The following is a 22,180-nucleotide window of genomic DNA, read 5'->3' as shown; positions in this document are numbered from 1 at the left end:
CCTATGGACGCCCGTTCGATCATCGCAAAACTGCGCCGGGGTGACGTTCCGACCAGTGCAGAGCTGAACTGGTTCACCCAGGGTTTGGCCGATGGTGCCGTCAGTGACGCGCAGGCCGGGGCGTTTGCCATGGCAGTTTGCATGGGCAGTCTGGGCGCACAGGGCCGCGCCGATCTGACCGTCGCGATGCGGGACAGTGGAGAGGTGCTGAGCTGGGATCTGGACGGTCCGGTGATCGACAAGCACTCGACCGGTGGGGTCGGGGATTGTGTCAGCCTTGTGCTGGCGCCGGCGCTGGCCGAATGCGGGGCCTATGTTCCGATGATCTCGGGGCGTGGCCTTGGCCATACCGGCGGGACACTGGACAAGCTTGAGGCCATTCCAGGGGTCAGCACCCAAATCAGTCAGGACCGGTTGGAGCAGATATTGCGCGAAACCGGTGCGGCCATCGTCGGCGCAACCGGCCAGATTGCGCCTGCGGACAAACGCCTTTACGCGGTGCGCGACGTGACGGCGACAGTTGAAAGCCTGGATCTGATCACGGCGTCGATCCTGTCGAAAAAGCTGGCAGCGGGCCCGGATGCGTTGGTGCTGGACGTGAAGGTCGGTTCCGGTGCGTTCATGAAAACGCTGGATGATGCCCGAAATCTGGCGCGGGCCTTGACCGAAACAGCAAACGCCGCCGGTTGTCGCACTTCGGCAGTGATCACCGATATGAACCAGCCTCTGGCCTCGGCGCTGGGCAATGCGCTGGAAATAGCCGAGGTGATGAAGGCGATGACCGGCGGCCAACCGACGCCTCTTGCCGAGCTTTCCGCCGAACTGGGCGGTGTGCTGCTTAAAGATGCAGGGATGTTTGCCTCGATTGACGAGGGGCGCAGGCAAATCGCCGATGTGATCAGGGATGGTCGGGCGGCGGATCGATTTGGCCGCATGATGGCGGCGGTGGGCGGTCCGGTCCATCTTGTCGAAAACTGGGAACGCTTTCTGCCCGAAGCGAATGTCATTCAGGAAGTTGCGGCCCAACACAGCGGCTATATCACAAGCATAGACGGCGAGGCGCTGGGTCTGGCCGTCGTCGCGCTGGGTGGCGGGCGGCAGGTCGAAGCCGACGTCATTGACCCGGCAGTGGGCATTTCTGACATCGTGCGATTGGGGCAGCAGGTATCACAGCGCGAGCCACTGGCCGTGGTGCACGCCGCACGCGAAGACGCGGCCCGGCAAGCCGCAGAGGCGATTTTGCAGGCCATCACGATCAGCGAAGCGCCCGTACCGGCCCCCGATCTCGTCCATGAAAGGATTACCGCATGAGACGGGCTTTCCTTGTCGTCATGGACTCTGTCGGTATTGGCGGCGCACCGGATGCGGATCAGTTTTTTAACGGCGAGGTCCCGGATACGGGCGCCAACACCGTGGCCCATATCGCGCAGGCCTGCGCGGAAGGGCGCGCCGAAGATGGTCGATCGGGACCGCTGCACCTGCCCAACCTCGACGCGCTGGGGTTGGGAGCGTCTGTGCGTCTGGCCTCGGGCGATGAAACACCGGGGCTCGAGGTCGAACCAACCGGCCTCTGGGGCTGCGCGCACGAACATTCGCTGGGCAAGGACACGCCTTCGGGCCACTGGGAACTGGCCGGACTGCCGGTGCCGTGGGACTGGCACTATTTCCCGGACACCACGCCCGCATTCCCCGCTGATCTGAGCCGCGCGGCGGCAGAGGCAGCCGGAACAGACGGGATACTGGGCGATTGCCACGCCTCGGGCACGAAAATCATTGCCGAACTAGGAGCCGAACACATGCGGACGGGCTGGCCGATCTGCTACACCTCGGCCGACAGCGTGTTCCAGATTGCCGCGCATGAGGAAAGCTTTGGCCTCGACCGCCTGCTGCAGATGTGCCGGACGCTGGCCCCGATGCTGCATGACATGAAGATCGGCCGCGTCATCGCACGCCCGTTTATAGGCTCGCCCGAGGACGGGTTCACCCGAACCACCAACCGCAAGGATTTTGCCATTCTGCCGCCCGCGCCGGTTTTGACCAACTGGGCGCAGGATGCCGGACGCCGCGTTCACGCGGTGGGCAAGATCGGCGACATTTTCTCGATGCAGGGGATTGATACCTTGTGCAAGGGCTCGGACGCCGAACTGATGGGGCACCTGTCTGATCTGGTGGACGAAGCTGAAGACGGCAGTCTGACCTTTGCCAATTTTGTCGAGTTTGACAGTCTCTATGGACATCGCCGCGACATCAGTGGCTATGCCCGCGCGCTGGAATGGTTCGACCGCGAAATCGGCGCGATCCTGAAAAAACTGCGCCCGGGTGACCTGATGGTGCTGACCGCCGATCATGGAAATGACCCAAGCTGGACAGGCACAGACCACACACGCGAACAGGTGCCGGTGCTGATCGCAGGGCGGGGCGTAGGGCAGATCGGTGCGGTCAATTTCGCCGATGTCGCCGCCAGCATCGCGCATCACCTGAACATTCCGGCACATGGACCGGGACGGAGTTTTCTATGACTGTCGCAGACCTGCCTAAGATCGAGTTGCATCTGCATCACGAAGGCGCGGCTCCGCCCGCCTTCATTCGCCAGCTTGCGCATGAAAAACGCATTGATCTGAGCGGTATTTTCAAGCCCGACGGCTCCTATGACTTCCGCGATTTCGCCCATTTCCTGAGCGTTTATGAGGCCGCCTGCGAAGTACTGAAATCGCCCGAGGATTTCCGCCGACTGACCCTGGCAATTCTGGAAGAAAGTGCGGCCAATGGCGTGGTGTATTCGGAAACCTTCCTGAGCCCCGATTTCTGCGGCGGTGGCGATGTGCACGCCTGGCGCGATTACCTGAATGCCATTCAGGACGCCGCGGATGAGGCCGAGCGCAAGTTCGACATCACCCTGCGCGGCGTCATCACTTGTGTTCGCCATTTTGGCCCGGACAAGGCGAAACTCAGCGCCCGTTGCGCGGCCGAAACCTCGGGCGATTGGATCACGGGCTTCGGCATGGGCGGCAACGAAGGAGTCGGCGCGCAGGGCGATTTTAAGTGGGCATTTGATTGCGCTCGCGAGGCAGGATTGCGGCTGACCACCCATGCGGGTGAGTTTGGCGGACCGGACAGCGTGCGCGATGCGGTGCGCGACCTGGGGGTCGAGCGGATCGGGCACGGTGTGCGCGCCATTGAAGACCCCGACCTGATGCATGAACTGGTCGACCGGGACATCACGCTTGAGGTTTGTCCGGGGTCCAATGTGGTGCTGGGCCTGTATCCGGATTTCAGCGCCCATCCGATCGCAAAGTTGCGCGATGCGGGCGTCAAGGTCACCGTCTCAACCGACGATCCGCCGTTTTTTCATACCACCATGCGGCGTGAATATGAGATGCTGAACGCAGCTTTCGGCTGGCAGGCCGAGGATTTCAGCGCAATGAATGTCACGGCCCTCAATGCGGCCTTCTGTGATGAAGACACCCGTTCGCGGGTCCAAAAAAGACTGGAGAAAACATGAGCGAACATCTGACCGTCGTTGATCATCCGCTGGTGCAGCACAAATTGACGCTCATGCGGGACAAGGGCACATCGACCGCCGTTTTCCGGCAGTTGCTGCGGGAAATCACCCTATTGCTGGCCTATGAGGTCACGCGAGAACTAAAGCTGACGACCCGCAACATCGAAACCCCGATGGAGGAGATGGACGCCCCCATTCTGGCGGGTAAGAAACTGGCATTGGTGTCGATCCTGCGCGCAGGCAACGGGATGCTGGACGGTGTGCTGGAATTGATCCCGTCGGCGCGGGTGGGCTTTGTCGGATTGTATCGCGATGAAAAGACGCTGAAACCTGTCCAGTATTACTTTAAAGCGCCCGAAGGACTGAAAGACCGCCTGGTCATTGCTGTGGATCCGATGCTGGCCACAGGCAACAGTTCGGCCGCCGCAATTGATCTGCTGAAAGAGGCAGGCGCGACCGATATCCGTTTCCTCTGTCTGCTGGCCGCGCCCGAAGGCGTCGCGCGGATGAAAGAGGCCCATCCGGATGTGCATATCGTGACGGCCGCGCTGGATCGCGAACTGAATTCCAAGGGCTATATCATGCCCGGACTGGGCGACGCCGGCGACCGGATGTTCGGTACCAAATAAGCTGTCTGCGGCGTTTCGGGTGTAAGGTGAGGTACGAAATCCCTGCCCCGCCTACGGCGTTCTCGGGGTAATCGTGTGGGAGAGTGTTCAGGTAAATCCCGAAAGGCTTTATTCACCACAGATATTTTGCAGCCGGACCCAGTCGCGGTCCGGCAGGACCTGCTCCTGGGATCGGCCCGCCATCGGGTCGGCCTCGATCAGGCCCAGAACCGTTTCGCCAGTGATATCACGCGCGTAGGCGTAAGGTGTCGAGGGCAGGGCCGCCTGGGCAAACACGGCCAGCAATTCCTGATCGGGCAGGGATGGGCGCGGTTCCGAAAGGACCTGCTCGGTATAACTGTCGATGATTTGCGGTGTCAGTTCGCCGGTCGTCAGCAACCGGAATGCGGTTGTCGGGCCGGTGCGGTCCAGCAGATCGTCAAGCGGGTCATGTGCCTCGGCCCGGGCACGTTCGGCGATGACATATCCTGCCGCCACGGCCGGGTCTTCATGATCCTCGACCAGCGTTCGGCTCAGCAGCACCGTGCCGCCGGGCAGGCTGAGGCTGTTCTGCACCCCGGCAGGCAGGATCACGATCTGCCGCACTCCGGTCCTTTTTGCCAGCATATCCAGCGCGGCCTTGGCATCTTCCGACGCACAGGCGCGCCCGGAAACCCTTTCGATGCGTTGCAGGATGGTATCGCCGATGTCCTGCCGCTTGATCTTGGGAACGACTGAAACAACGTGGCTTTGCAAGGCAACCGGCAACCAGAGCAACAGCAGGGCCGCCACGGCGGCGACTACCCCGCCGACACTCAGCCAGCGCAGTCGGCCAGGGTGCGGACGTGACCGGTCGATTGCACGTTGCAGCCTGTCGATCGCTTCGATCATCGTGGTTTCGGATTCGGCCAGTTCCAGCGTTTCATCCGGGTCGCCGTCAGGGTTGAAAATGGCCGGGTAGCCGCCCGGATTTTGCCGTTCCAGCGCGGCCAGGGACCAGTGGGTCAGTGCACGGTCATTGAAATCAGATATGGTCAGCGTGGCCTCGCCAATCGAGACGACCACCTCGCGCCGCTGCATATCGGGCGAGGGCCGCCACAGACCGGTGGCTTCGATCCGCTGGTACTGTTTTAGGGCCGTCATCGGGGCGAGGTCTGCTCAAAATTATTTTGATCCAGCTTAGCATGATAAATTTACGCGGCGCAAACCTGTTGAACCGTATTTGGCACTTGCGCCCGGTATCCGGATGCGGGGAAATACGCGGGTCCGGCAGCGAAGGCGAAAATTGAACAGAATGCAGGCAGGCAACCCATCTTCACCCGTTTTGGCCGCTGGCCTCATGATTGGCGCAATGGCCATCATCGGGGTGATCGACAATGTCGTGGTTCTGGTGGCCGAAACGATCGGTCTGTGGCAATTCCACCTGAGCCGCGCATTGTTGATGCTGCCGCTGGTGCTTCTGTTGTCACTGCTTGGGTTGGGCGGATTGCGCCCGATCCGCCCGGGCATCGTTCTTTTTCGCAGCGTCCTGATGACGCTGGCCATGCTGTTTTACTTCTCGTCGCTTGCTTTGATGCCGGTTGCACAGGCGTTGGCGGGGTTGTTTACGTCGCCGATTTTCGTGTTGCTGATTTCGGCCTTTGGTCTGCGGCAGAAAATCGGGCCCTGGCGCATTCTGGCTGCACTGCTCGGGTTTCTGGGGTTACTTCTGGTTCTGCAACTCAATCCGGCAGATTTTGACGCCAAAACCCTGTTGCCGGTAGCAGGCGGGTTTTTCTATGCGCTTGGGGCGATCCTGACACGGTCCCACTGCGCGCAGGAAAGTACGGTCGTCATGCTGGGGGGGATGGTAATTACACTTGGTATTGCTGGCGCGCTGGGGCTGACGGGGTTTTCGATTTTTCCGGTCGGTGCGGAACCGGGCCCGGATGGGTTCGTGACCCGCGGCGTGGTCTGGCAGATACAACCCTCGCTTCTTTGGGTGGTGGTCCAGGCCGTAGGGTCAACCATTGCCGTTTTCATGCTGATCAAGGCGTATCAGGTTGGTGAGCCATCCTATGTCGCAATCTTCGAATACTCGGTGATGATCTTCGGTCCTGCGTTTGCGTGGGCGGCCTTCGGCCAATCGATCGATGGCGTTCAGATCGTCGGTATCGGGCTGATCGTGCTGGCCGGCGCCCTGCTGGGCTGGCGTTCGATGCGTGCGTCGGCGGAACAGGCCGTGGCGTGATCGTTTCCCGGCGCAGGTCGTATGTGTTTGTTCATATCCCCAAAACGGGCGGCACGTCGCTTGCATCGGCGCTGGAACAGAGGGCGACGAAGGATGACATCCTGATCGGAGACACGCCCAAGGCGCGAAACCGTCATCGACGGCAAAAGGGCTTACAGGCCAGGGGGCGGTTGTGGAAACACTCTACGTTGGCGGATATCGACGGACTTGTTTCGCCCGAGGCGTTGGAGCGCATGTTCACTTTCACGCTGGTCCGCAACCCATGGGATCGGCTTGTAAGTTACTACTACTGGCTGCGGGACCAGAAATTTGACCACCCCGCAGTGTCGCTGGCAAAGGTGTCATCATTTGAAGAATTCTTGCTGAACCCGGCCACGCTTAGGTCAATTCAGGCGCATCCCGCGCGGCGCTACATGACGCGGGCAGATGGGCACGAGCAGTGCCGGGCCTTTATCCGGCTTGAGAAGTTCGAAGAGGATGCTGAACCGTTGTTCACGCATCTCGGTATCAGGCTGACCCTTCCTCATCTCAACGGGTCCGGAAGAGAGGTGGATTATCGGCAGTACTATTCCACGCGAACCCGAAATGCGGTGGCGGATGCCTGCGCGGAAGATATCGCAAGATTCGACTACCGGTTCCACTCCTGATCCCGTCACCGTTTCCGAATTTCCGGCAAGCCTGTGAACAACAGTCGCATTGTTTGCTGATTGTGGGTCAATTGGGCCGGAACAGGCTCAATTTGGGCTAAAATATGTCAAAACTAAGACAGCGCGCCTGATCACATGATACCCCGGGTTCAATGTTTATCTGTGCCAAGGGGGGCTGGGCACGTGTTTGAAGTAGTGAGTGTTACTGATTTATCAGATCATGCGCGGAAGATGGACGATGTCCTGTCGCGCAATGCAACGTTGTCGCGCCGGGGCGGGTTTGTCCACGGCACCAAGATTGCAACGACCCGAGGCTGGAAGCCGGTGGAACGCATTGCGGCAGGTGATCTTGTCCGGACATTGGACCATGGTTTCAAGGAAGTACGCCGAATTGCGACTGACAGGGTGAGCATCGCAACGGGTGAAACGCGCACAGAATATCTGCCCATCTACGTGCCGTCGCGTGCGGCGTATAATGGGCGTCCTGTCTGGCTGATGCCAGAACAGGGGGTCGCGCTGGACATAAGCCGGATTGAACCGGGCACCGAAGGCGTGTCTGTGATCCCGGCCCGGATGCTCAGCGGGATGTGCCGGATGACCTCGCAGGCGCCGTCCACAACCTTCGATGTCAGCACGTTGTTTTTCGATTGTGACGAGGTGGTCTTCCTTGAAGGCGGATTGCAGGCCTTTTGCCCGGCAAGTCGCTTTGGATCGCGCGGGTCCCCGGATCAGTCTTCATACCAGATCGCCGAGGCGCAGGACGCCGACCACCTTGTCGATCTGATCGCATACAAGGGCGAACTATCAGCCCTTGCAAACCCGTTGGGTGCGCTGCCCGCGCCCATCCCGCAAGAACCGATTTTTCCCGTCAGGCCACAGTTGGGAGTGCGCCGCCCGGGAAGACCCGGCAGGCCGAATGTGCCAGCCCTGTTCTTGCGGCCTGAATGGCAGACCTAACCAAACACTAAGAAAACGATGCAGGCGCGTATTACGCGCCTGCATCACTTGTTCAGGCGGCCTTTGCCTCGGGCGCGAAGCGGCCATAGAACGTCTGGCCTTTCTCGGCCATCTCACGCAGCAGCGGCGGGCAGGCGAACCGTTCGCCGTATTGCGCCGCCAGCTGGTCGCAGCGTTCGGCGGCGTAAGGTGCGCCAATGATGTCCAGCCAGCTTAGCGGGCCACCGGACCACGGGGCAAAACCCCAGGCCAGAATGGCACCCACGTCACCTTCGCGTATATCCTCCAGAACACCTTCTTCCAGCGCGCGGACCGCTTCCAGAACCTGTGCGAACATCAGGCGTTCCTGCACCTCGATCAGGTCGGGCTGATCTTCGGCCAGCGGGTATTTGTCCTGCAGACCTTTCCAATACCCGACGCGCTTGCCCTTTTCGTCATAGTCGAAGAAGCCTGCATTTGCCTTGCGGCCCAGACGTCCCTGTTCTTCCATCCAGAAGATCAGATCGTCCGAGGGGCTTTCGGGATAGGCATCGCCCATCGCCGCCTTGGTCGCGCGGGCAATCTTGGCGCCCAGATCAATCGAGGTTTCATCGGTCAGCTGAACCGGCCCGACCGGGAAACCCAGTTGACGTGCGGCGTTGTCAACCAATGCAGGGCTGACGCCCTCGGTAATCATGCGCGCACCTTCGTTGATGTACGGGATGATGCATCGGTTGCAGTAGAAGAACCGCGCATCGTTGACGACGATCGGTGTCTTCCGGATCTGACGCACGTAATCCAGCGCCTTGGCCACCGCACGATCCCCGGTTTCCTTGCCTTTGATGATCTCGACAAGGAACATCTTCTCGACCGGCGAAAAGAAATGGATGCCGATGAACTGATCCGGCCGCACGCTCGCCTTGGCCAGATCGGTGATCGGCAGAGTCGAGGTGTTGGAGGCAAAGATGCAATCTTCGGGAATGATCGCTTCGACCTTTTTGGTCATGTCGGCCTTGACTGCGGGGTCTTCGAATACCGCTTCAATAATCAGGTCGCAGCCTTTCAGATGCTCCAGATCGGGCGTCGCGGTGATGCGGGCCAGCATGGCTTCTTTCTTGTCAGCCGTGACCTTGCCGCGCTTGATACCTTTGTCCAGGTACGCTTCGGTATAGGCCTTACCCTTGTTGGCGGCCTCCTGATCGCGGTCGATGAGAACGACTTCCATCCCGGCCTGAGCGGACACCAGCGCGATGCCCGCGCCCATCATGCCCGCGCCCAGAACACCGATCTTCTTAACCGACTGGTCCGGCACACCCTGAGGTCGCACTGCGCCTTTCTCCAGCGCTTCCTTGTTCAGGAACAGGCTGCGGATCATCGCTGACGAGGACGGGTTCATCAGGATCGAAGTGAACCAACGCGCCTCGATCCTCAGGGCTGTGTCGAAATCGACCAGGGCACCCTCGTAAACCGCGCTCAGCAGGGCCTGAGCGGCCGGGAACGCGCCTTGTGTCTTGCCGTTGACCATCGCCGAAGCGCCAACGTAGTTCATGAAGCCAGCCGGATGGTACGGCGCACCACCGGGCATCTTGTACCCCTTTGCATCCCAAGGCTTGACCAGATCCGCATCGCTGGCGTTCAGCACCCATTCCTTCGCGGCGGCCAGCGGGTCTTCGACGACCTCATCGACCATTCCCGCACCCTTGGCCTTGTTCGGCTCCAGTGTTTTGCCTTCCAGCAATAGCGGAGCCGCACCAACGGCACCCAGCTTGCGGACCATGCGGGTGGTTCCGCCCATGCCCGGGAAGATGCCGATCATGATTTCGGGCAGGCCGATCTTGGCCTTCGGGTTGTCGGCGCAGAAAATGCGATGACAGGCCAGTGGCACCTCAAGCCCGATCCCCAGCGCGGTGCCGGGCAGGGCGGCGGCAATCGGTTTGCCGCCCTTTTTGGTCTTCGGGTCCATTCCCGCCAGTTCGATCTTACGTAGAATGCGATGCCCGTTCATTGTGAAATCGAACATGGCCTGCGCCGGTTCATCGCCCGACTTCTCGCGGATCGATCCCAGCACGTTCAGGTCCATACCGGCGGCAAAGCTGTCCTTGGCCGAGGTGATGACCGCACCCTTGATGTTGTCATCTGACAGAACCTGATCGATCATCTCTTCGATAAGGGCCAGCGCCTCGACGCGCAGGATATTCATGCTTTTCTCGGGTACGTCCCAGGTGATGATGGCAACGCCGTCGGCGTCCACTTTCATGGTGAAATCAGTCATGTCTCGTCTCCGATCTGGTCAGCCGTCAGCGGGCTGCCGTCTTTGCGGGTGAAGCGAAAGCCGTGGGCATCGAACTTCACCATCATGTCTATGTCGCTATAATATCCGGTCTCGGTCGGGGTCCGCGTGCCCACCACCAGAAAGGTCGCGGGCGCATCGGTTTTGTTTACAAGGTGATGGCCATTGGCCTCACCTGCGGGCCAAGCGGCGCAATCGCCGGGCTGCATCTCATGCTCGCCATCGTCATCGATCAGCACGCAGGTGCCAGTGAGCATGATGGCAAACTCGTCCTGCTCCATATGATAATGGCGCAGCGAGGACATGCCCTGCGGTTCAAGCCGCACGATGTTGACCCCGTATTGGGACAGCCCGCCGGCATCTCCGACCGGTTGAACAAAGCGGCCATCGCCAGCTTTGGCCAGCTTGCCGGGGTAACCCGAACCGCCCCGGAAAGGGATTTGAGAGAGATCCAGCTTGGGCATCAGACGCGCTCGATAATCGTTGCCGCACCCATGCCGGATGCAATGCAGAGCGTGGCCAATCCGGTTTCCTTGTCCTGACGCTCCAGCTCATCAAGAAGCGTGCCGATGATCATTGCGCCGGTTGCACCCAGCGGGTGACCCATCGCGATCGAGCCGCCGTTGACGTTGACCAACGCCGGGTCGACGTCGAACGCCTGCTGGAAGCGCAGCACGACTGAGGCAAAGGCTTCGTTCACTTCGAACAGGTCCAGATCGCTGATCTTCATGCCGTTATCGGCCAGGATCTTTTCGGTCACCGGAACCGGGCCGGTCAGCATGATGGTCGGGTCGGTGCCGATCTTCGCGGTTGCCTTGATGCGCGCGCGGGGTTTCAGGCCGTATTTCTCGCCGAATTCCTTGTTGCCGATCAGAACCGCCGCCGCACCGTCCACGATGCCCGAGCTGTTTCCTGCATGATGAATGTGATTGATTTTTTCCAGATGCGGGTATTTGAGCATGGCCACCTTGTCGAAGCCGGGCATCTGCTCACCCATCATCGCAAATGAGGGGTTCAGTGCGCCAAGGCTCTGCATGTCCGTGCCGGGGCGCATATATTCGTCGCGGTCCAGAATGGTCAGCCCGTTCTGGTCCTTGACTGTGATGACCGACTTTTCGAACCGATTATCTGCCCATGCTTCCGCGGCACGTTTCTGCGATTCAACCGCCAGCGCGTCGGCGTCATCACGGCTGAAGCCATACTCCGTCGCGATGATGTCGGCCGAAATACCCTGCGGGACGAAATACGTGCTCATCGCCAGAGACGGATCAACGGCGATGGCGGCACCATCGCTGCCCATGGGCACGCGGCCCATCATTTCGACACCGCCAGCGATGTACGCGTCGCCAGCACCGCCTTTCACCTGGTTCGCCGCCAGGTTCACCGCTTCCATCCCAGAGGCGCAGAAACGGTTGATCGCCAGGCCGGGGATCGACTGGTCAAGATCGGACGCCAGCACGGCCGAACGTGCCAAACAACCGCCCTGTTCCATCACCTGCGTGACATTGCCCCAGATCACGTCCTCTACGGCGTGGCCTTCGAGGTTGTTACGCTCTTTCATCGCGTTCAGGGTCAGGGCGGACAGGCGCACCGAGGTTACCTCGTGCAGGCTGCCATCCTTACGGCCCTTGCCGCGCGGGGTGCGCAGGGCGTCATAGATATAGGCTTCGGTCATGGGTCTTCTCCTCAAGCTCGATCCGACGGGTTGCCGGGCATCAGGTCATAGGGGTGTTTCCAGCCGGGCTGCTCGCTGAGGCGTGTCAGCCAGGCGTCGATGTTTGGCCAGTCGGCGCGGTCGAAGCCGAATGGTTCCGGATAATACAGGTAGCCGCAGCAACTGAGATCTGCATTTGTCACTCCGTCGCCGACGATCCAGTCACGACCGGCCAGATGCTGGTTCAGAATCTCGTATGCCGCCTTAAGCCGACCTTGATTGAACGCGATCACATCCGGGTTGCGGTGCTTTTCCGGCAGGAAATTGATCAGAAAACGAGTGAGGCCAGCCATTGAACTGAGTTTGTGATTATCCCACAAAACCCAACGGAAAATCTCGTAGTTCTCTTCCCGGTTCCTGCCGCCGAACTTCCCTGATTTCTCAGTCGCATACGCCTGAATGGCGCCGGACTGACTGGTGCGGAAATCGCCATCGATCAGAAAGGGCGCTTCGCCCATTTCGTTGGCCTCCGCGCGAAATTCTGGCGTGCGGGTCTCGCCATTGAAGAAATCGACAAAGACCGGCTCCCACTCCAGCCCCGACATCTCCAAGGCCAGCGCCGCTTTGTAGGAGTTCCCGCTTTCTCCGAAACAATGCAGTTTTATAGTCATGCGATTACCCCTCCCAAGGCGCATGTGGTCAGGTTGGAATTGAGTATTTTGAAAAAGATGAAGAGCCGACGTTTACCTTTGATCAACCTTGGTCTGTTTCAATCAACATGCGGTACAGGCTGGAGAGCCGATGACCGCAAAAGGTGAAGTCGTCCCTGTCCTGATGGCGAGTGCGCCCAGTGGCAGGGGCGCATCAGGCCTTCATCTTTTCAAAAATACTCCCGCCGGAGGCGCTTGGCCTCGATGCGATCGCAGGCGAAGAATTGGCGTATTGCCTCACCGCTTTCGCGCTTCCAGTTCGGAATTGAATATGCGTAGCCGGTGAGTCAGGTTCTCCTCGTCAATGACACTGTTGAAATTCTCGAACAGAAAAGACAGCGCTTCACCCTCGTCCAGCCCCGCTTCGCGGGCGAAACCCTTGAGACGGCGATACCCGTCTTCGGTCATTGCAACCGGAAAGCGGCGGGTTAAGCGAAAGCGTTTCGGCATGTCTTGTCCTCCGGGGACCTGGTTCCGGGCGAAAGTACCCGGAACCAGACTGAGTTCAGAAATTTGCCGCGTCCAGCGCCATTACAGTATCCGCGCCGGTTTGTATCCGGGCCAGATGCATGGATGTGGCAGGCAGACGGCGCGCCATGTAGAAGCGACCGGTGTTGATCTTTGTCTGGTAGAACTCTTTGTCGGTGGCGCCTCCGTCCAGAGCTTCCTGTGCAACCTTTGCCATTTTCGCCCACATCAGGCCCAGGCAGACATGGCCGAACATGTGCATGAAGTCATATGACCCGGACAGCGCGTTGTTCGGATTCTTCATGCCCTCCTGCATGAAGTACATGCCAGCGGCTTGTAGGTCTTTCGACGCGGCTTTCAGCGGATCGATGAAGGCTTTGTCATAAGCTTCGTCCTTGCCACCGTTTTCCTTGCAGAAAGATTTGACCATTTCAAAGAAGGCCATGACATGCTTGCCGCCATCCTGTGCCAGCTTACGGCCCACAAGGTCCAGCGCCTGAACGCCATTCGCACCTTCGTAGATCATCGCGATCCGGGCGTCGCGTGTGTATTGCGACATGCCCCATTCCTCGATGTAGCCGTGGCCACCATAGACCTGTTGGGCCTGAACGGTCATGTCATAGCCTTCATCCGTCAGGAAGCCTTTGATGACCGGTGTCAGCAGCGAGATCAGCCCGTCCGCGTCCTTATCACCCGAGCGGTGCGCCTTGTCGATCATGGTCGCGCCCCAGAGGATGAACGCACGTGCACCCTCGGTGAAGCTTTTCTGATCCATCAGGTTGCGGCGGATGTCCGGGTGCACGATCAGCGGATCGGCGGGGCCGTCCGGGTTCTTCACACCTGTTACGTCGCGGCCCTGCAGGCGGTCTTTGGCATATTCGACAGCATTCTGATACGCAGCTTCGGCCTGAGACAGGCCTTGCATGCCCACACCCAGACGCGCTTCGTTCATCATGGTGAACATGGCGCGCATGCCTTTGTGTTCCTCTCCCAGCAGCCAGCCGGTGGCCTCGTCATAGTTCATGACGCAGGTCGAGTTGCCATGGATGCCCATCTTCTCTTCGATCTTGCCGACCGAAACGCCGTTGCGCTCACCCGGGGTGCCGTCTTCATTCACGATGAACTTGGGCACGATGAAAAGCGACACGCCCTTGATCCCTTCGGGGCCGCCGGGGATTTTGGCCAGCACCAGGTGGATGATGTTGTCGGCCATGTCGTGATCGCCGGCCGAGATAAAGATCTTCTGACCCGAGATTTTATAGCTGCCGTCGCCCTGCGGTTCCGCCTTGGTGCGCATCAGACCCAGATCGGTGCCGCAATGCGGTTCCGTCAGGTTCATGGTGCCAGTCCATTCACAGCTGACCATGTTGGGCAGGTACTTGTTCTTCTGCTCGTCGGTTCCGTGCGCCAAGATCGCAGACGCCGCGCCGTGCGTCAGGCCCTGATACATGGTGAACGCCTGGTTGGAGCCCGAGAACATCTCGCCCACGGCAGTTCCGAGAACATAGGGCATATTCTGACCGCCATATTCTTCCGGCATGTCGAGGCCCGTCCAGCCGCCTTCCTTCATCTTCTCGAAGGCATCCTTGAACCCGCTTGGTGTATAAACGATACCGTTTTCCAGCCGACATCCTTCGGTATCGCCAACCACGTTCAGCGGGTGCAGAACATTTGTGGCGATCTTGCCCGCTTCCTCCAGCACGGCGCCGGTGAACTCGGCCTCCAGATCGGAATATCCCGGAATGTCCGAGGTCGAGACTTTCAGTACATCATGCAAAATGAACTGTGCGTCTTTGATTGGCGCGTTGTAGACGGGCATGTGAAGCTCCCTTAATTCAGATGTCCGGGGGCGGGCGAGATTATTCGGCCGCCTTCTTTTCCTGTTTCATCGAGACGATGACCTTTTCGCCCCAGCGCAACTGCTCTTTCAGATCGTCGATGGCCTGTGTCAGTTCTTCGCGGCGTGCTTCCATGTCTGCCAGACGTTCGCACGCGATCTCGTAGGTGCGGGACATCTGTGTCAGTTGCTGATCACCGACGTGATACAGGTCCAGAAGCTGCCGGATTTCTTCCAGGCTGAAGCCAAAGCGCTTGCCACGCAGGATCAGTTTCAGACGGGCACGATCGCGTTTGGTGAACAGACGTTTCTGGCCTTCACGGATCGGAAACAAAAGTTCCTTGGCCTCGTAGAACCGCAAGGTACGTGGTGTGACATCATAGGTCTCGCACATTTCGCGGATGGTCATCAGGTCTTCGGTCATGGTTCAAACTCTCATCACTGGCGTCGTGAAAAAGATTTGCGCAGTTGATGGGCCTCTTACAACATGCAGATGACGTTTACGTAATGCGAACGCTACGTCACAAAAAAGTTGACGTAACATCCGTTCGCGTAAATCCGTGTTTCGGTAATCTTCTTTCCCTTGGGTAAGGGGAAATCTCGCGATTCCACGCTGCGTATATCGACGTTCTCCACAAGAAAAATCCCGCAGCAGGACCACGGGAGCTAAAGTTTCGACCGAAATGAGGCTTGAAAGGTTGTCAGCCCAGAGAATTGGCCGTCTGGTCGCGCAGTTGCTTGAGGGCGTCCATAGCTTCGTCCAGTTGCTGCCTTTGCTGGCGCAACTCCTCCATTTGCCGGTCAGCCATTTCCACAAATGTTGCCATCTGAGCCTGGTTGCCCTGATGTTCATAGATCAGCAGCCACTGCCGGATCTCTTCAAGCGGGAACCCGAACTTTCGTCCGCGCATGATCAGCGTCATGCGTGCACGCTCACGAGGGCCGTAATACCTGGAGCGGCCCTCGCGGTCAGGTTGCAGCAACTCGATATATTCGTAGTAGCGCAGGGTACGGGGCGTTACGTCGAACTCGGCGCACATTTCTTTGAATGACAAACGGGTGTCGGACATTCCTCATCTCCTTGTCTGCAACCTATGGAGTCGTAGCGGCAAGCGCAACAGTCGGGCTTGCCCTTTCGCTGAACTGACGATCATAAAGGGCGCGGAAGAAGGGAAAGACCGAATGGTAGAAAAATTGGGTTTCGCGCGCCAGTTCATCGAGGCGATTCCACATGCCAGGGCATTGGGCATGGAGCTGACGTATATCGGTGCCGGAGAAGCCGAGATCACCATGCCGTATAACGCGGACCTTGTCGGGGATCCGCGCACCGGTGTCATTCATGGTGGGGCGGTGTTCGCTTTGCTGGACACTTGTAGCGGCGCGGCTGTCATGAGCCATCCGTCCGCGCCGGGTGCCACGGCTACAATTGACCTGCGCATAGACTACATGCGGGCGGCTACGCCGGGGCAGAACATTACAACGCGCGCCAAATGCTATCACATCACGCGCAATGTGGCCTTCGTGCGTGCGACCGCAACGGATGACGATCAGGAACATCCTGTCGCAACCGCATCGGGGTCTTTCACCGTGGAGGGCAGGTAAATGGCGCGCAATCGACCGGAGCCGATGCAGGTGGTCAAGAACCGCCGGGACGCCGCACTGAACGCCATGGTCGATGGGGTGCCGTATATCCGGTTTCTCAACATCACCTTCGACCGGCGTGGGGATGAACTGACGGGTGTTCTGAATTTTGACGAAAAACTGATTGGCAATCCGCTGCTGCCCGCGCTGCACGGTGGGGTCACTGCCGCGTTTTTGGAGGTGACCGGCGTGATCACCCTGTGCTGGGAGACCGTGTTTCACCGCATCGAAAGCGGAGAGATGAGTGCCGAAGACATTCGGGATGCCAGTTTGCTCCGATACCCGAAAACCATCGATTTCACGGTCGACTACCTGCGTTCGGGCTTGCCGCGCGATGCCTACGCCCGCGCTTACATCAGCCGTTCCGGGCGGCGTTATGCTTCGGTCCGGGTTGAGGCGTGGCAGGACAACCATGCGCGCCTGTTCGCGCAGGCTTCGGGGCATTTCCTGATGCCGCAACCGGATTCGGACGAAGGATAGCCTTGGATGCGGGATGCCTCGGCACCCATCACGCACAGACGGGTGCTGAAGATCGCAGCACCTATCGTTCTGTCCAATGCCACTGTCCCGATACTGGGGGCGGTGGATACTGGTGTTGTCGGGCAGATGGGGCTGGCCGCCCCGATCGGCGCTGTCGGTATGGGTGCGGTCATCCTGTCGGCCATCTACTGGATATTCGGCTTTTTGCGGATGGGCACCACGGGATTGGCTGCACAGGCGCGCGGGGCTGGCGACACGGCTGAAACCGGCGCGCTGCTGATGCGCGGTTTGCTGTTGGGCGGCGCGGCGGGGCTGTTTTTCATTCTGACGCAGGTCTGGGTGCTGTGGGGGGCATTTGCCCTGTCCCCCGCAAGCCCCGAAGTCGAAGCGCTGACCCGGCAATACCTGGAAATCCGGATCTGGGGTGCCCCGGCGACAATTGCGCTTTATGCCGTTACAGGCTGGCTGATCGCGATCGAGCGGACGCGGGGAGTATTTGTGCTTCAGGTCTGGATGAATGGCCTGAATATCCTGCTGGATCTGTGGTTCGTGCTTGGGCTGGGCTGGGGCGTCGAGGGCGTCGCGCTGGCGACACTGATCGCCGAATGGACCGGGTTGGCCCTTGGGCTATGGCTCTGCCGTCAGGCATTTGCCGGTAATCAGTGGAGAGACTGGCCGCGCATTTTCGACGGCGCACGGCTGCGCCGGATGATGCAGGTGAATGGCGACATCATGGTGCGGTCCGTCCTTTTGACCGGATCGTTCACCACTTTTCTTTTTGTCGGGTCGGACCTGGGCGACGTCAATCTGGCTGCCAATCAGGTTCTGCTGCAGTTTCTGGAAATCACAGCCTTTGCGCTTGACGGTTTCGCCTTTTCGGCCGAGGCGCTGGTCGGCGGGGCGGTCGGGGCAAAGGACCGCTTTCAGGTGCGGCGCGCGTCCGTGATGGCGTCACAATGGGGCGTAGGCGGCGCTTTCGCGCTGGGCCTGGTTTTCTATCTGGCGGGACCCGCGCTGATCGATGTGATGTCGACCTCGCCCGAGGTACGTGAGGCCGCGCGCGAATTTCTGATCTGGGCTGCGATTGCCCCGGTGATTGGCGTGGCCAGCTGGATGTTCGACGGTATCTACATCGGCGCGACCTGGACCCGGGACATGCGCCAGGCGATGATCCACTCGGTCGGGATCTACGTCCTGTCCCTGTTCATTCTGGTGCCTGCATTTGGCAATCACGGGCTGTGGGCCGCGCTGATGGTTCTGAACATCGCGCGTGGCGTCACGCTGGGATGGCGCTATCCGAAGCTAGAAGCGCAAGTCGCTTAAAGCAGGGTCAACAGGTTTTCGGGCGGACGCCCGATTGCGGCCTTGTCGCCGCGAATGGCAATGGGGCGTTCGATCAGGATCGGGTTTTCGGCCATGGCACGGATCAAGGTGTCGTCCGGCATCGCTTTGTTCAGCCCCAGTTCCCTGAAGCGCTTTTCACCTGGGCGCATCATGTCGATTGCAGCAATGCCCAGTTTCGCCTGCACGGCCCGCAATTCGTCTTCCGTCGGTGCATCTTCCAGATACTTCCGGACACGGGGTTCTGCGCCGTTTTCTTCAAGCAGTGCAAGCCCCGAACGCGATTTCGAACACCGCGGGTTGTGCCAGTATTCCATCACAGCCAATCCTCTCGTTTGCTGCCAATCGCCTGTGCGACATTTTCAAACCCGTCCTGGGCCAGAAGTTCGTCCAGACCCCGGGCGATTTCCGATGCCAGCGACATGCCGCCGTAAACCATGGCCGTATAGAACTGGACGGCCGAGGCACCGGCGCAAATCTTGGCATAGGCCTGTTCCGCGCTGCTGATGCCGCCCACGCCAATCAAGGGAATGCGTCCTTCGGTCAGTTGGCTGAGCTGCGCAAGAACGCGTGTCGATTTTTCGAACAAAGGCGCGCCAGACAGGCCGCCAGCCTCATCCTTGTTTGCGCTTCTCAGCCCGTCGCGAGACAGGGTGGTATTCGTGGCAATGACCGCGTCAATTCCGGTTTCCAACGCAATATCGGCGATATCTTGTATCTCTGGTGCCGTCAGGTCCGGAGCAATTTTCAGGAACACCGGAATCGTCGTCGGCAGCGCGTCGCGCGTTTCGATAACACCCGACAACAAAGCGCCAAGCGCGGCCTTACCCTGCAGGTCCCGCAGTTTCTCGGTGTTGGGGGACGACACGTTGACCGTGGCAAAATCCAGATGGGCGGCGCAATGGGCCAGTACTTTGGCAAAATCACCGGGGCGGTCGTCGCTGTCCTTGTTGGCGCCAAGGTTCAATCCGATGACCGCATCGCGGGGACGGCTCGCGAGACGGCGAGCCATGACGTCCATTCCTTCGTTGTTGAAGCCGAAACGGTTGATGGCCGCCTTGTCTTCGGTCAGGCGAAACAGGCGCGGTTTCGGGTTGCCCGGTTGTGGACGCGGTGTCACCGCACCGACTTCAATAAATCCGAACCCGGCCCGCGACAAAGGGCCCAGAACCTCGCCATTCTTGTCGAATCCAGCGGCCAGGCCGACCGGATTGGCCAGCGTCAGACCGGCGACTTGCGTGCGCAGGCGCGGTGAGGTGACAGGGCCGGCAGCCGGGACCAATCCGGCTTTCAATGCCCGGATCGACATCCCATGGGCAGTTTCGGGGTCCATCCGGTGCAGGGCTGACAGCCCAAGCTTTTCGATCAGTTTCATCCGAAGGTCCCTCCGACCTGTGCTGGCGAACAACGGATCAGCCGCGAGGTCGAAACAGCCGCCTGACGATGCACCACGGCGGTGCGATAAACGGGGTCCGTTACCATCTCAAGGAAGGCGTGCGCGCTGGGATATCGGGCGATGAACACGACATCCCAGATTTCGTCGGCGGGGCCTATCAAAGTGGTTTCAAATCCGCCGCGCCACAAAATGGACGCGCCGATGCGGGCGACAATGGGCGCGGTTTCCGATCCGTAGTTCTGGTAAGCCTCGGCGCCGGTCAGGCCGGCATCTGCCAGCGCGTGCCCGGGAGGATATTCAGCGTGCGCGCGAAACCTGACCAGGTTGAGCATCTCGATCGGCTGATTGCGATCCAGTGCCTTGAACGCCTCGAACTGCTCACGATCAGGATCGATGAAGCCGGTCATACCATCTCCTTGGGGAACTGGTGTAGCTTTCCGTCAAAGGGCAGGGCGCGGGTCCAGATCACATCGGTCATCCGGATCTGCCGGTAAAGGTGGGGAAACAAGGCGCCCCCGCGCGAAACTTCCCATCTCAGATCATCGCCCATGGCGTCGGCGTCGCAGGCCAAGAGGACAAGGCCATCAACTCCGGCAAAATGCTTGGCGGCGGTTTCGGCGGCCTGTTGGGCCGTCGAGAAATGGACAAACCCGTCGGTAAGGTCAATCGGCGCGCCGTCTGACGCGCCCTGATCCTGCAGCGTGGCCCATTCATCGGACCTGAAAATCTTGTAAATCAGCATGAGGTGGTGATGCCTTGCACGGCGTGGGGAATCAAGGCGGATTTCCCCCTTTGACTCTTTGTTTCAGTCGGCGCACGATCCCTGCAATCAACGACAGGGAGTTTCATTAATGTTGATCCGTTTTCTGGCATCTACTGCCATTGTGGGCCTGACCGCAGGTGTTGCGGCCGCCGACTACAAGCTGACCATTCTGCACACCAATGACTTCCATTCCCGGTTTGAGCCGATCAACAAATATGACAGCGGCTGCGACGCCGAAGACAATGCCGAAGGCAAGTGTTTCGGCGGTTCGGCGCGCCTTGTCACTGCGGTGGAAGAAGCCCGTGGCCGCGCTGAGAATTCGATTCTGGTCGATGGCGGCGACCAGTTTCAGGGTTCGTTGTTTTATACCTACTACAAGGGCAAGGTCGCGGCCGAGTTCATGAACCGGCTGGGCTATGACGCGATGACCGTGGGCAACCACGAGTTCGACGACGGCCCCGAAGTGTTGCGCGGTTTCGTCGACTCCGTCGATTTTCCGGTTCTGATGTCCAACGCGAACATTGCTGACGAAGAACTGCTGACCGACAAGATCGCGAAGTCGACGGTTATCGAGGTTGGCGGTGAAAAGATCGGCCTGATCGGCCTGACGCCTCAGGATACGGACGAACTGGCCTCACCCGGGCCAAACGTTACATTTTCCGACCCGGTTCCGGCCGTGCAGGGAGAAGTGGACAAGCTGACCGGCGAAGGCGTCAACAAGATCGTTGTTCTAAGTCACTCGGGCTATGGTGTGGACCAGCGCGTGGCGCAGGAAACCACCGGCGTTGACGTGATCGTAGGGGGGCATTCCAACACGTACCTGTCGAACGTGTCCGACAGGGCCGTCGGGCCTTACCCGACCGTCGTGAATGACGTTCAGATCGTTCAGGCCTACGCCTATGGTAAATTCCTGGGCGAGTTGAATGTGACATTCGACGACGACGGAAATGTGATCGAGGCCGTTGGTGAACCGCTGATCATGGACAACACCGTGACCGAGGATCAGTCCGCGCTGGACCGGATCGCCGAGTTGGCGGTTCCTCTGGATGAAATCCGCAACAAGGTTGTGGCCAATGCTGCCGATGCGATTGAAGGCGACCGCGCGATCTGCCGCGTGCAGGAATGCCAGATGGGCAATCTGGTTGCCGATGCAATGCTGGCCCGTGTGGCGGATCAGGGCGTTCAGATCGCCATCGCCAATTCCGGTGGTTTGCGGGCCTCGATCGATCCGGGCGAAGTGACCATGGGCGAGGTTCTGACGGTCCTGCCGTTCCAGAACACATTGTCGACTTTCCAGATCAGCGGTCAGGGGGTCATCGACGCCCTGGAAAACGGCGTGAGCCAGGTTGAAGAAGTCAAAGGCCGCTTCCCGCAGGTGGCCGGTCTGGCCTTCACATGGGATCCGTCCGTTGCCCCGAACGAGGGGCGCGTAACCGAGGTGATGGTGGCTGAGGGCGATGGATTCGTGCCGATTGACCCGGCGGCGACATATCTGGTCGTGACCAACAACTATGTCCGCAACGGTGGTGATGGCTATTCCATGTTCGAGGGCGATGACAAGAAAGCGTATGACTTCGGACCGGATCTGGCGGATGTCACCGCTGAATATCTGGCCGCAAATGCGCCGTACCAGCCTTATCTGGACGGACGCATCAAGCAGAAGTAAGCATCCCGACA

General features: G+C 59.7%; 24 protein-coding genes. 11 read left to right on the top strand and 13 right to left on the bottom strand.

The window, feature by feature from the left end; all coding sequences use genetic code 11:
- Window positions 1-3 precede the first annotated feature (3 nt).
- The 4 genes from ACR0J2_RS06365 to upp are packed head-to-tail and all read left to right on the top strand — an operon-like array spanning window position 4 to window position 4,131.
- Window positions 4-1,311, top strand: coding sequence for a thymidine phosphorylase (locus ACR0J2_RS06365; protein WP_480812036.1), 1,308 nt, complete (start codon window positions 4-6; stop codon window positions 1,309-1,311).
- Complete coding sequence (locus ACR0J2_RS06360) at window positions 1,308-2,519, top strand: phosphopentomutase (protein ID WP_480812011.1); 1,212 nt, start codon at window positions 1,308-1,310, stop codon at window positions 2,517-2,519. Before ACR0J2_RS06365 ends, ACR0J2_RS06360 begins: the two co-directional genes overlap by 4 nt.
- Window positions 2,516-3,502, top strand: coding sequence for an adenosine deaminase (locus tag ACR0J2_RS06355; protein ID WP_480812010.1), 987 nt, complete (start codon window positions 2,516-2,518; stop codon window positions 3,500-3,502). The genes ACR0J2_RS06360 and ACR0J2_RS06355 overlap by 4 nt, the downstream gene beginning before the upstream one ends.
- Window positions 3,499-4,131 carry a uracil phosphoribosyltransferase gene (gene upp, locus ACR0J2_RS06350; protein ID WP_170609538.1) on the top strand — a complete coding sequence of 211 codons (633 nt, stop codon included), beginning with the start codon at window positions 3,499-3,501 and terminating at the stop codon, window positions 4,129-4,131. The genes ACR0J2_RS06355 and upp overlap by 4 nt, the downstream gene beginning before the upstream one ends.
- Before the next feature lie 108 nt (window positions 4,132-4,239).
- Here upp and ACR0J2_RS06345 read toward each other — a convergent pair whose 3' ends face one another.
- Window positions 4,240-5,253, bottom strand: a complete 1,014-nt coding sequence (locus tag ACR0J2_RS06345) for a hypothetical protein (protein ID WP_321251776.1) — start codon at window positions 5,251-5,253, stop codon at window positions 4,240-4,242.
- 196 nt (window positions 5,254-5,449) lie between these two features.
- Here ACR0J2_RS06345 and ACR0J2_RS06340 point away from each other — a divergent pair, with 196 nt between their 5' ends.
- From ACR0J2_RS06340 to ACR0J2_RS06330, 3 genes are all read left to right on the top strand, one after another.
- Window positions 5,450-6,340, top strand: a complete 891-nt coding sequence (locus tag ACR0J2_RS06340) for a DMT family transporter (protein ID WP_480812009.1) — start codon at window positions 5,450-5,452, stop codon at window positions 6,338-6,340.
- Window positions 6,337-6,987, top strand: a complete 651-nt coding sequence (locus tag ACR0J2_RS06335) for a sulfotransferase family 2 domain-containing protein (RefSeq protein ID WP_480812008.1) — start codon at window positions 6,337-6,339, stop codon at window positions 6,985-6,987. Before ACR0J2_RS06340 ends, ACR0J2_RS06335 begins: the two co-directional genes overlap by 4 nt.
- Before the next feature lie 231 nt (window positions 6,988-7,218).
- A complete protein-coding gene (locus ACR0J2_RS06330; protein ID WP_480812007.1) occupies window positions 7,219-7,944 on the top strand; it encodes a Hint domain-containing protein in 726 nt (241 codons plus the stop codon).
- A 52-nt stretch (window positions 7,945-7,996) separates the two neighbouring features.
- Here the strand turns inward: ACR0J2_RS06330 and ACR0J2_RS06325 are convergent, their stop codons facing one another.
- The 8 genes from ACR0J2_RS06325 to ACR0J2_RS06290 form a co-directional block, all read right to left on the bottom strand.
- Window positions 7,997-10,195: a 3-hydroxyacyl-CoA dehydrogenase NAD-binding domain-containing protein gene (locus ACR0J2_RS06325; RefSeq protein ID WP_480812006.1), complete on the bottom strand. Its 2,199-nt coding sequence runs from the start codon at window positions 10,193-10,195 to the stop codon at window positions 7,997-7,999.
- Window positions 10,192-10,677 (bottom strand): cupin domain-containing protein, encoded by a 486-nt coding sequence (locus ACR0J2_RS06320; protein ID WP_321251785.1) that lies wholly within the window; start codon window positions 10,675-10,677, stop codon window positions 10,192-10,194. Before ACR0J2_RS06320 ends, ACR0J2_RS06325 begins: the two co-directional genes overlap by 4 nt.
- Window positions 10,677-11,888: an acetyl-CoA C-acetyltransferase gene (locus tag ACR0J2_RS06315; RefSeq protein WP_170808238.1), complete on the bottom strand. Its 1,212-nt coding sequence runs from the start codon at window positions 11,886-11,888 to the stop codon at window positions 10,677-10,679. The genes ACR0J2_RS06320 and ACR0J2_RS06315 overlap by 1 nt, the downstream gene beginning before the upstream one ends.
- Window positions 11,889-11,899: 11 nt before the next feature.
- A complete protein-coding gene (locus ACR0J2_RS06310) occupies window positions 11,900-12,538 on the bottom strand; it encodes a glutathione S-transferase family protein (RefSeq protein WP_480812005.1) in 639 nt (212 codons plus the stop codon).
- Between the two features lie 276 nt (window positions 12,539-12,814).
- A complete protein-coding gene (locus ACR0J2_RS06305) occupies window positions 12,815-13,027 on the bottom strand; it encodes a hypothetical protein (RefSeq protein WP_170609554.1) in 213 nt (70 codons plus the stop codon).
- Between the two features lie 55 nt (window positions 13,028-13,082).
- Window positions 13,083-14,864: an acyl-CoA dehydrogenase C-terminal domain-containing protein gene (locus tag ACR0J2_RS06300; RefSeq protein ID WP_480812004.1), complete on the bottom strand. Its 1,782-nt coding sequence runs from the start codon at window positions 14,862-14,864 to the stop codon at window positions 13,083-13,085.
- A gap of 40 nt (window positions 14,865-14,904) precedes the next feature.
- Complete coding sequence (locus ACR0J2_RS06295; protein ID WP_170609557.1) at window positions 14,905-15,306, bottom strand: MerR family transcriptional regulator; 402 nt, start codon at window positions 15,304-15,306, stop codon at window positions 14,905-14,907.
- A 277-nt stretch (window positions 15,307-15,583) separates the two neighbouring features.
- A complete protein-coding gene (locus ACR0J2_RS06290) occupies window positions 15,584-15,952 on the bottom strand; it encodes a MerR family transcriptional regulator (RefSeq protein WP_170619491.1) in 369 nt (122 codons plus the stop codon).
- A gap of 112 nt (window positions 15,953-16,064) precedes the next feature.
- On the opposite strand from ACR0J2_RS06290, the gene ACR0J2_RS06285 reads away from it, so the two are divergent.
- The 3 genes from ACR0J2_RS06285 to ACR0J2_RS06275 are packed head-to-tail and all read left to right on the top strand — an operon-like array spanning window position 16,065 to window position 18,326.
- A complete protein-coding gene (locus ACR0J2_RS06285) occupies window positions 16,065-16,484 on the top strand; it encodes a PaaI family thioesterase (RefSeq protein WP_170808242.1) in 420 nt (139 codons plus the stop codon).
- Window positions 16,485-17,003 (top strand): PaaI family thioesterase, encoded by a 519-nt coding sequence (locus tag ACR0J2_RS06280; protein ID WP_480812003.1) that lies wholly within the window; start codon window positions 16,485-16,487, stop codon window positions 17,001-17,003.
- A 6-nt stretch (window positions 17,004-17,009) separates the two neighbouring features.
- Window positions 17,010-18,326, top strand: a complete 1,317-nt coding sequence (locus ACR0J2_RS06275) for an MATE family efflux transporter (RefSeq protein ID WP_170808244.1) — start codon at window positions 17,010-17,012, stop codon at window positions 18,324-18,326.
- On the opposite strand, the gene arsC is transcribed toward ACR0J2_RS06275, so the two are convergent.
- From arsC to ACR0J2_RS06255, 4 genes are read right to left on the bottom strand one after another with little or no spacing between them, the layout of a single operon-like run.
- Entirely contained in the window at window positions 18,323-18,664 is a 342-nt protein-coding gene (gene arsC / locus ACR0J2_RS06270) for an arsenate reductase (glutaredoxin) (RefSeq protein ID WP_480812002.1), read from the bottom strand. The two genes, ACR0J2_RS06275 and arsC, sit on opposite strands and share 4 nt — an antisense overlap.
- A complete protein-coding gene (locus ACR0J2_RS06265; protein WP_480812001.1) occupies window positions 18,661-19,719 on the bottom strand; it encodes a quinone-dependent dihydroorotate dehydrogenase in 1,059 nt (352 codons plus the stop codon). Before ACR0J2_RS06265 ends, arsC begins: the two co-directional genes overlap by 4 nt.
- Window positions 19,716-20,147 (bottom strand): DUF1330 domain-containing protein, encoded by a 432-nt coding sequence (locus ACR0J2_RS06260; protein ID WP_480812000.1) that lies wholly within the window; start codon window positions 20,145-20,147, stop codon window positions 19,716-19,718. The genes ACR0J2_RS06265 and ACR0J2_RS06260 overlap by 4 nt, the downstream gene beginning before the upstream one ends.
- On the bottom strand, window positions 20,144-20,482 hold the full coding sequence (locus ACR0J2_RS06255; RefSeq protein WP_480811999.1) for a DUF952 domain-containing protein: 339 nt from the start codon (window positions 20,480-20,482) through the stop codon (window positions 20,144-20,146). The genes ACR0J2_RS06260 and ACR0J2_RS06255 overlap by 4 nt, the downstream gene beginning before the upstream one ends.
- A gap of 109 nt (window positions 20,483-20,591) precedes the next feature.
- On the opposite strand from ACR0J2_RS06255, the gene ACR0J2_RS06250 reads away from it, so the two are divergent.
- Window positions 20,592-22,169, top strand: coding sequence for a bifunctional metallophosphatase/5'-nucleotidase (locus tag ACR0J2_RS06250; RefSeq protein ID WP_480811998.1), 1,578 nt, complete (start codon window positions 20,592-20,594; stop codon window positions 22,167-22,169).
- Window positions 22,170-22,180 lie beyond the last annotated feature (11 nt).

The organism is Ruegeria sp. CG4, from assembly GCF_056537185.1.
The sequence above is the reverse complement of the archived record's forward strand: the minus strand, read 5'-3'. Positions and strand labels throughout refer to the sequence as shown.

Excerpts from the sequence above, each read along its gene's own strand:
- ACR0J2_RS06325 (WP_480812006.1), bottom strand. The coding sequence starts at position 10,195 with ATGACTGATTTCACCATGAAAGTGGACGCCGACGGCGTTGCCATCATC.
- upp (WP_170609538.1), top strand. The coding sequence starts at position 3,499 with ATGAGCGAACATCTGACCGTCGTTGATCATCCGCTGGTGCAGCACAAA.
- ACR0J2_RS06250 (WP_480811998.1), top strand. The coding sequence starts at position 20,592 with ATGTTGATCCGTTTTCTGGCATCTACTGCCATTGTGGGCCTGACCGCA.
- ACR0J2_RS06260 (WP_480812000.1), bottom strand. The coding sequence starts at position 20,147 with ATGACCGGCTTCATCGATCCTGATCGTGAGCAGTTCGAGGCGTTCAAG.
- ACR0J2_RS06290 (WP_170619491.1), bottom strand. The coding sequence starts at position 15,952 with ATGTCCGACACCCGTTTGTCATTCAAAGAAATGTGCGCCGAGTTCGAC.
- ACR0J2_RS06295 (WP_170609557.1), bottom strand. The coding sequence starts at position 15,306 with ATGACCGAAGACCTGATGACCATCCGCGAAATGTGCGAGACCTATGAT.
- ACR0J2_RS06340 (WP_480812009.1), top strand. The coding sequence starts at position 5,450 with ATGATTGGCGCAATGGCCATCATCGGGGTGATCGACAATGTCGTGGTT.
- ACR0J2_RS06365 (WP_480812036.1), top strand. The coding sequence starts at position 4 with ATGGACGCCCGTTCGATCATCGCAAAACTGCGCCGGGGTGACGTTCCG.
- ACR0J2_RS06300 (WP_480812004.1), bottom strand. The coding sequence starts at position 14,864 with ATGCCCGTCTACAACGCGCCAATCAAAGACGCACAGTTCATTTTGCAT.
- ACR0J2_RS06275 (WP_170808244.1), top strand. The coding sequence starts at position 17,010 with ATGCGGGATGCCTCGGCACCCATCACGCACAGACGGGTGCTGAAGATC.
- ACR0J2_RS06360 (WP_480812011.1), top strand. The coding sequence starts at position 1,308 with ATGAGACGGGCTTTCCTTGTCGTCATGGACTCTGTCGGTATTGGCGGC.
- ACR0J2_RS06330 (WP_480812007.1), top strand. The coding sequence starts at position 7,219 with ATGGACGATGTCCTGTCGCGCAATGCAACGTTGTCGCGCCGGGGCGGG.
- ACR0J2_RS06280 (WP_480812003.1), top strand. The coding sequence starts at position 16,485 with ATGGCGCGCAATCGACCGGAGCCGATGCAGGTGGTCAAGAACCGCCGG.
- ACR0J2_RS06355 (WP_480812010.1), top strand. The coding sequence starts at position 2,516 with ATGACTGTCGCAGACCTGCCTAAGATCGAGTTGCATCTGCATCACGAA.
- ACR0J2_RS06265 (WP_480812001.1), bottom strand. The coding sequence starts at position 19,719 with ATGAAACTGATCGAAAAGCTTGGGCTGTCAGCCCTGCACCGGATGGAC.
- ACR0J2_RS06305 (WP_170609554.1), bottom strand. The coding sequence starts at position 13,027 with ATGCCGAAACGCTTTCGCTTAACCCGCCGCTTTCCGGTTGCAATGACC.
- ACR0J2_RS06255 (WP_480811999.1), bottom strand. The coding sequence starts at position 20,482 with ATGCTGATTTACAAGATTTTCAGGTCCGATGAATGGGCCACGCTGCAG.
- ACR0J2_RS06315 (WP_170808238.1), bottom strand. The coding sequence starts at position 11,888 with ATGACCGAAGCCTATATCTATGACGCCCTGCGCACCCCGCGCGGCAAG.
- ACR0J2_RS06320 (WP_321251785.1), bottom strand. The coding sequence starts at position 10,677 with ATGCCCAAGCTGGATCTCTCTCAAATCCCTTTCCGGGGCGGTTCGGGT.
- ACR0J2_RS06310 (WP_480812005.1), bottom strand. The coding sequence starts at position 12,538 with ATGACTATAAAACTGCATTGTTTCGGAGAAAGCGGGAACTCCTACAAA.
- ACR0J2_RS06345 (WP_321251776.1), bottom strand. The coding sequence starts at position 5,253 with ATGACGGCCCTAAAACAGTACCAGCGGATCGAAGCCACCGGTCTGTGG.
- ACR0J2_RS06285 (WP_170808242.1), top strand. The coding sequence starts at position 16,065 with ATGGTAGAAAAATTGGGTTTCGCGCGCCAGTTCATCGAGGCGATTCCA.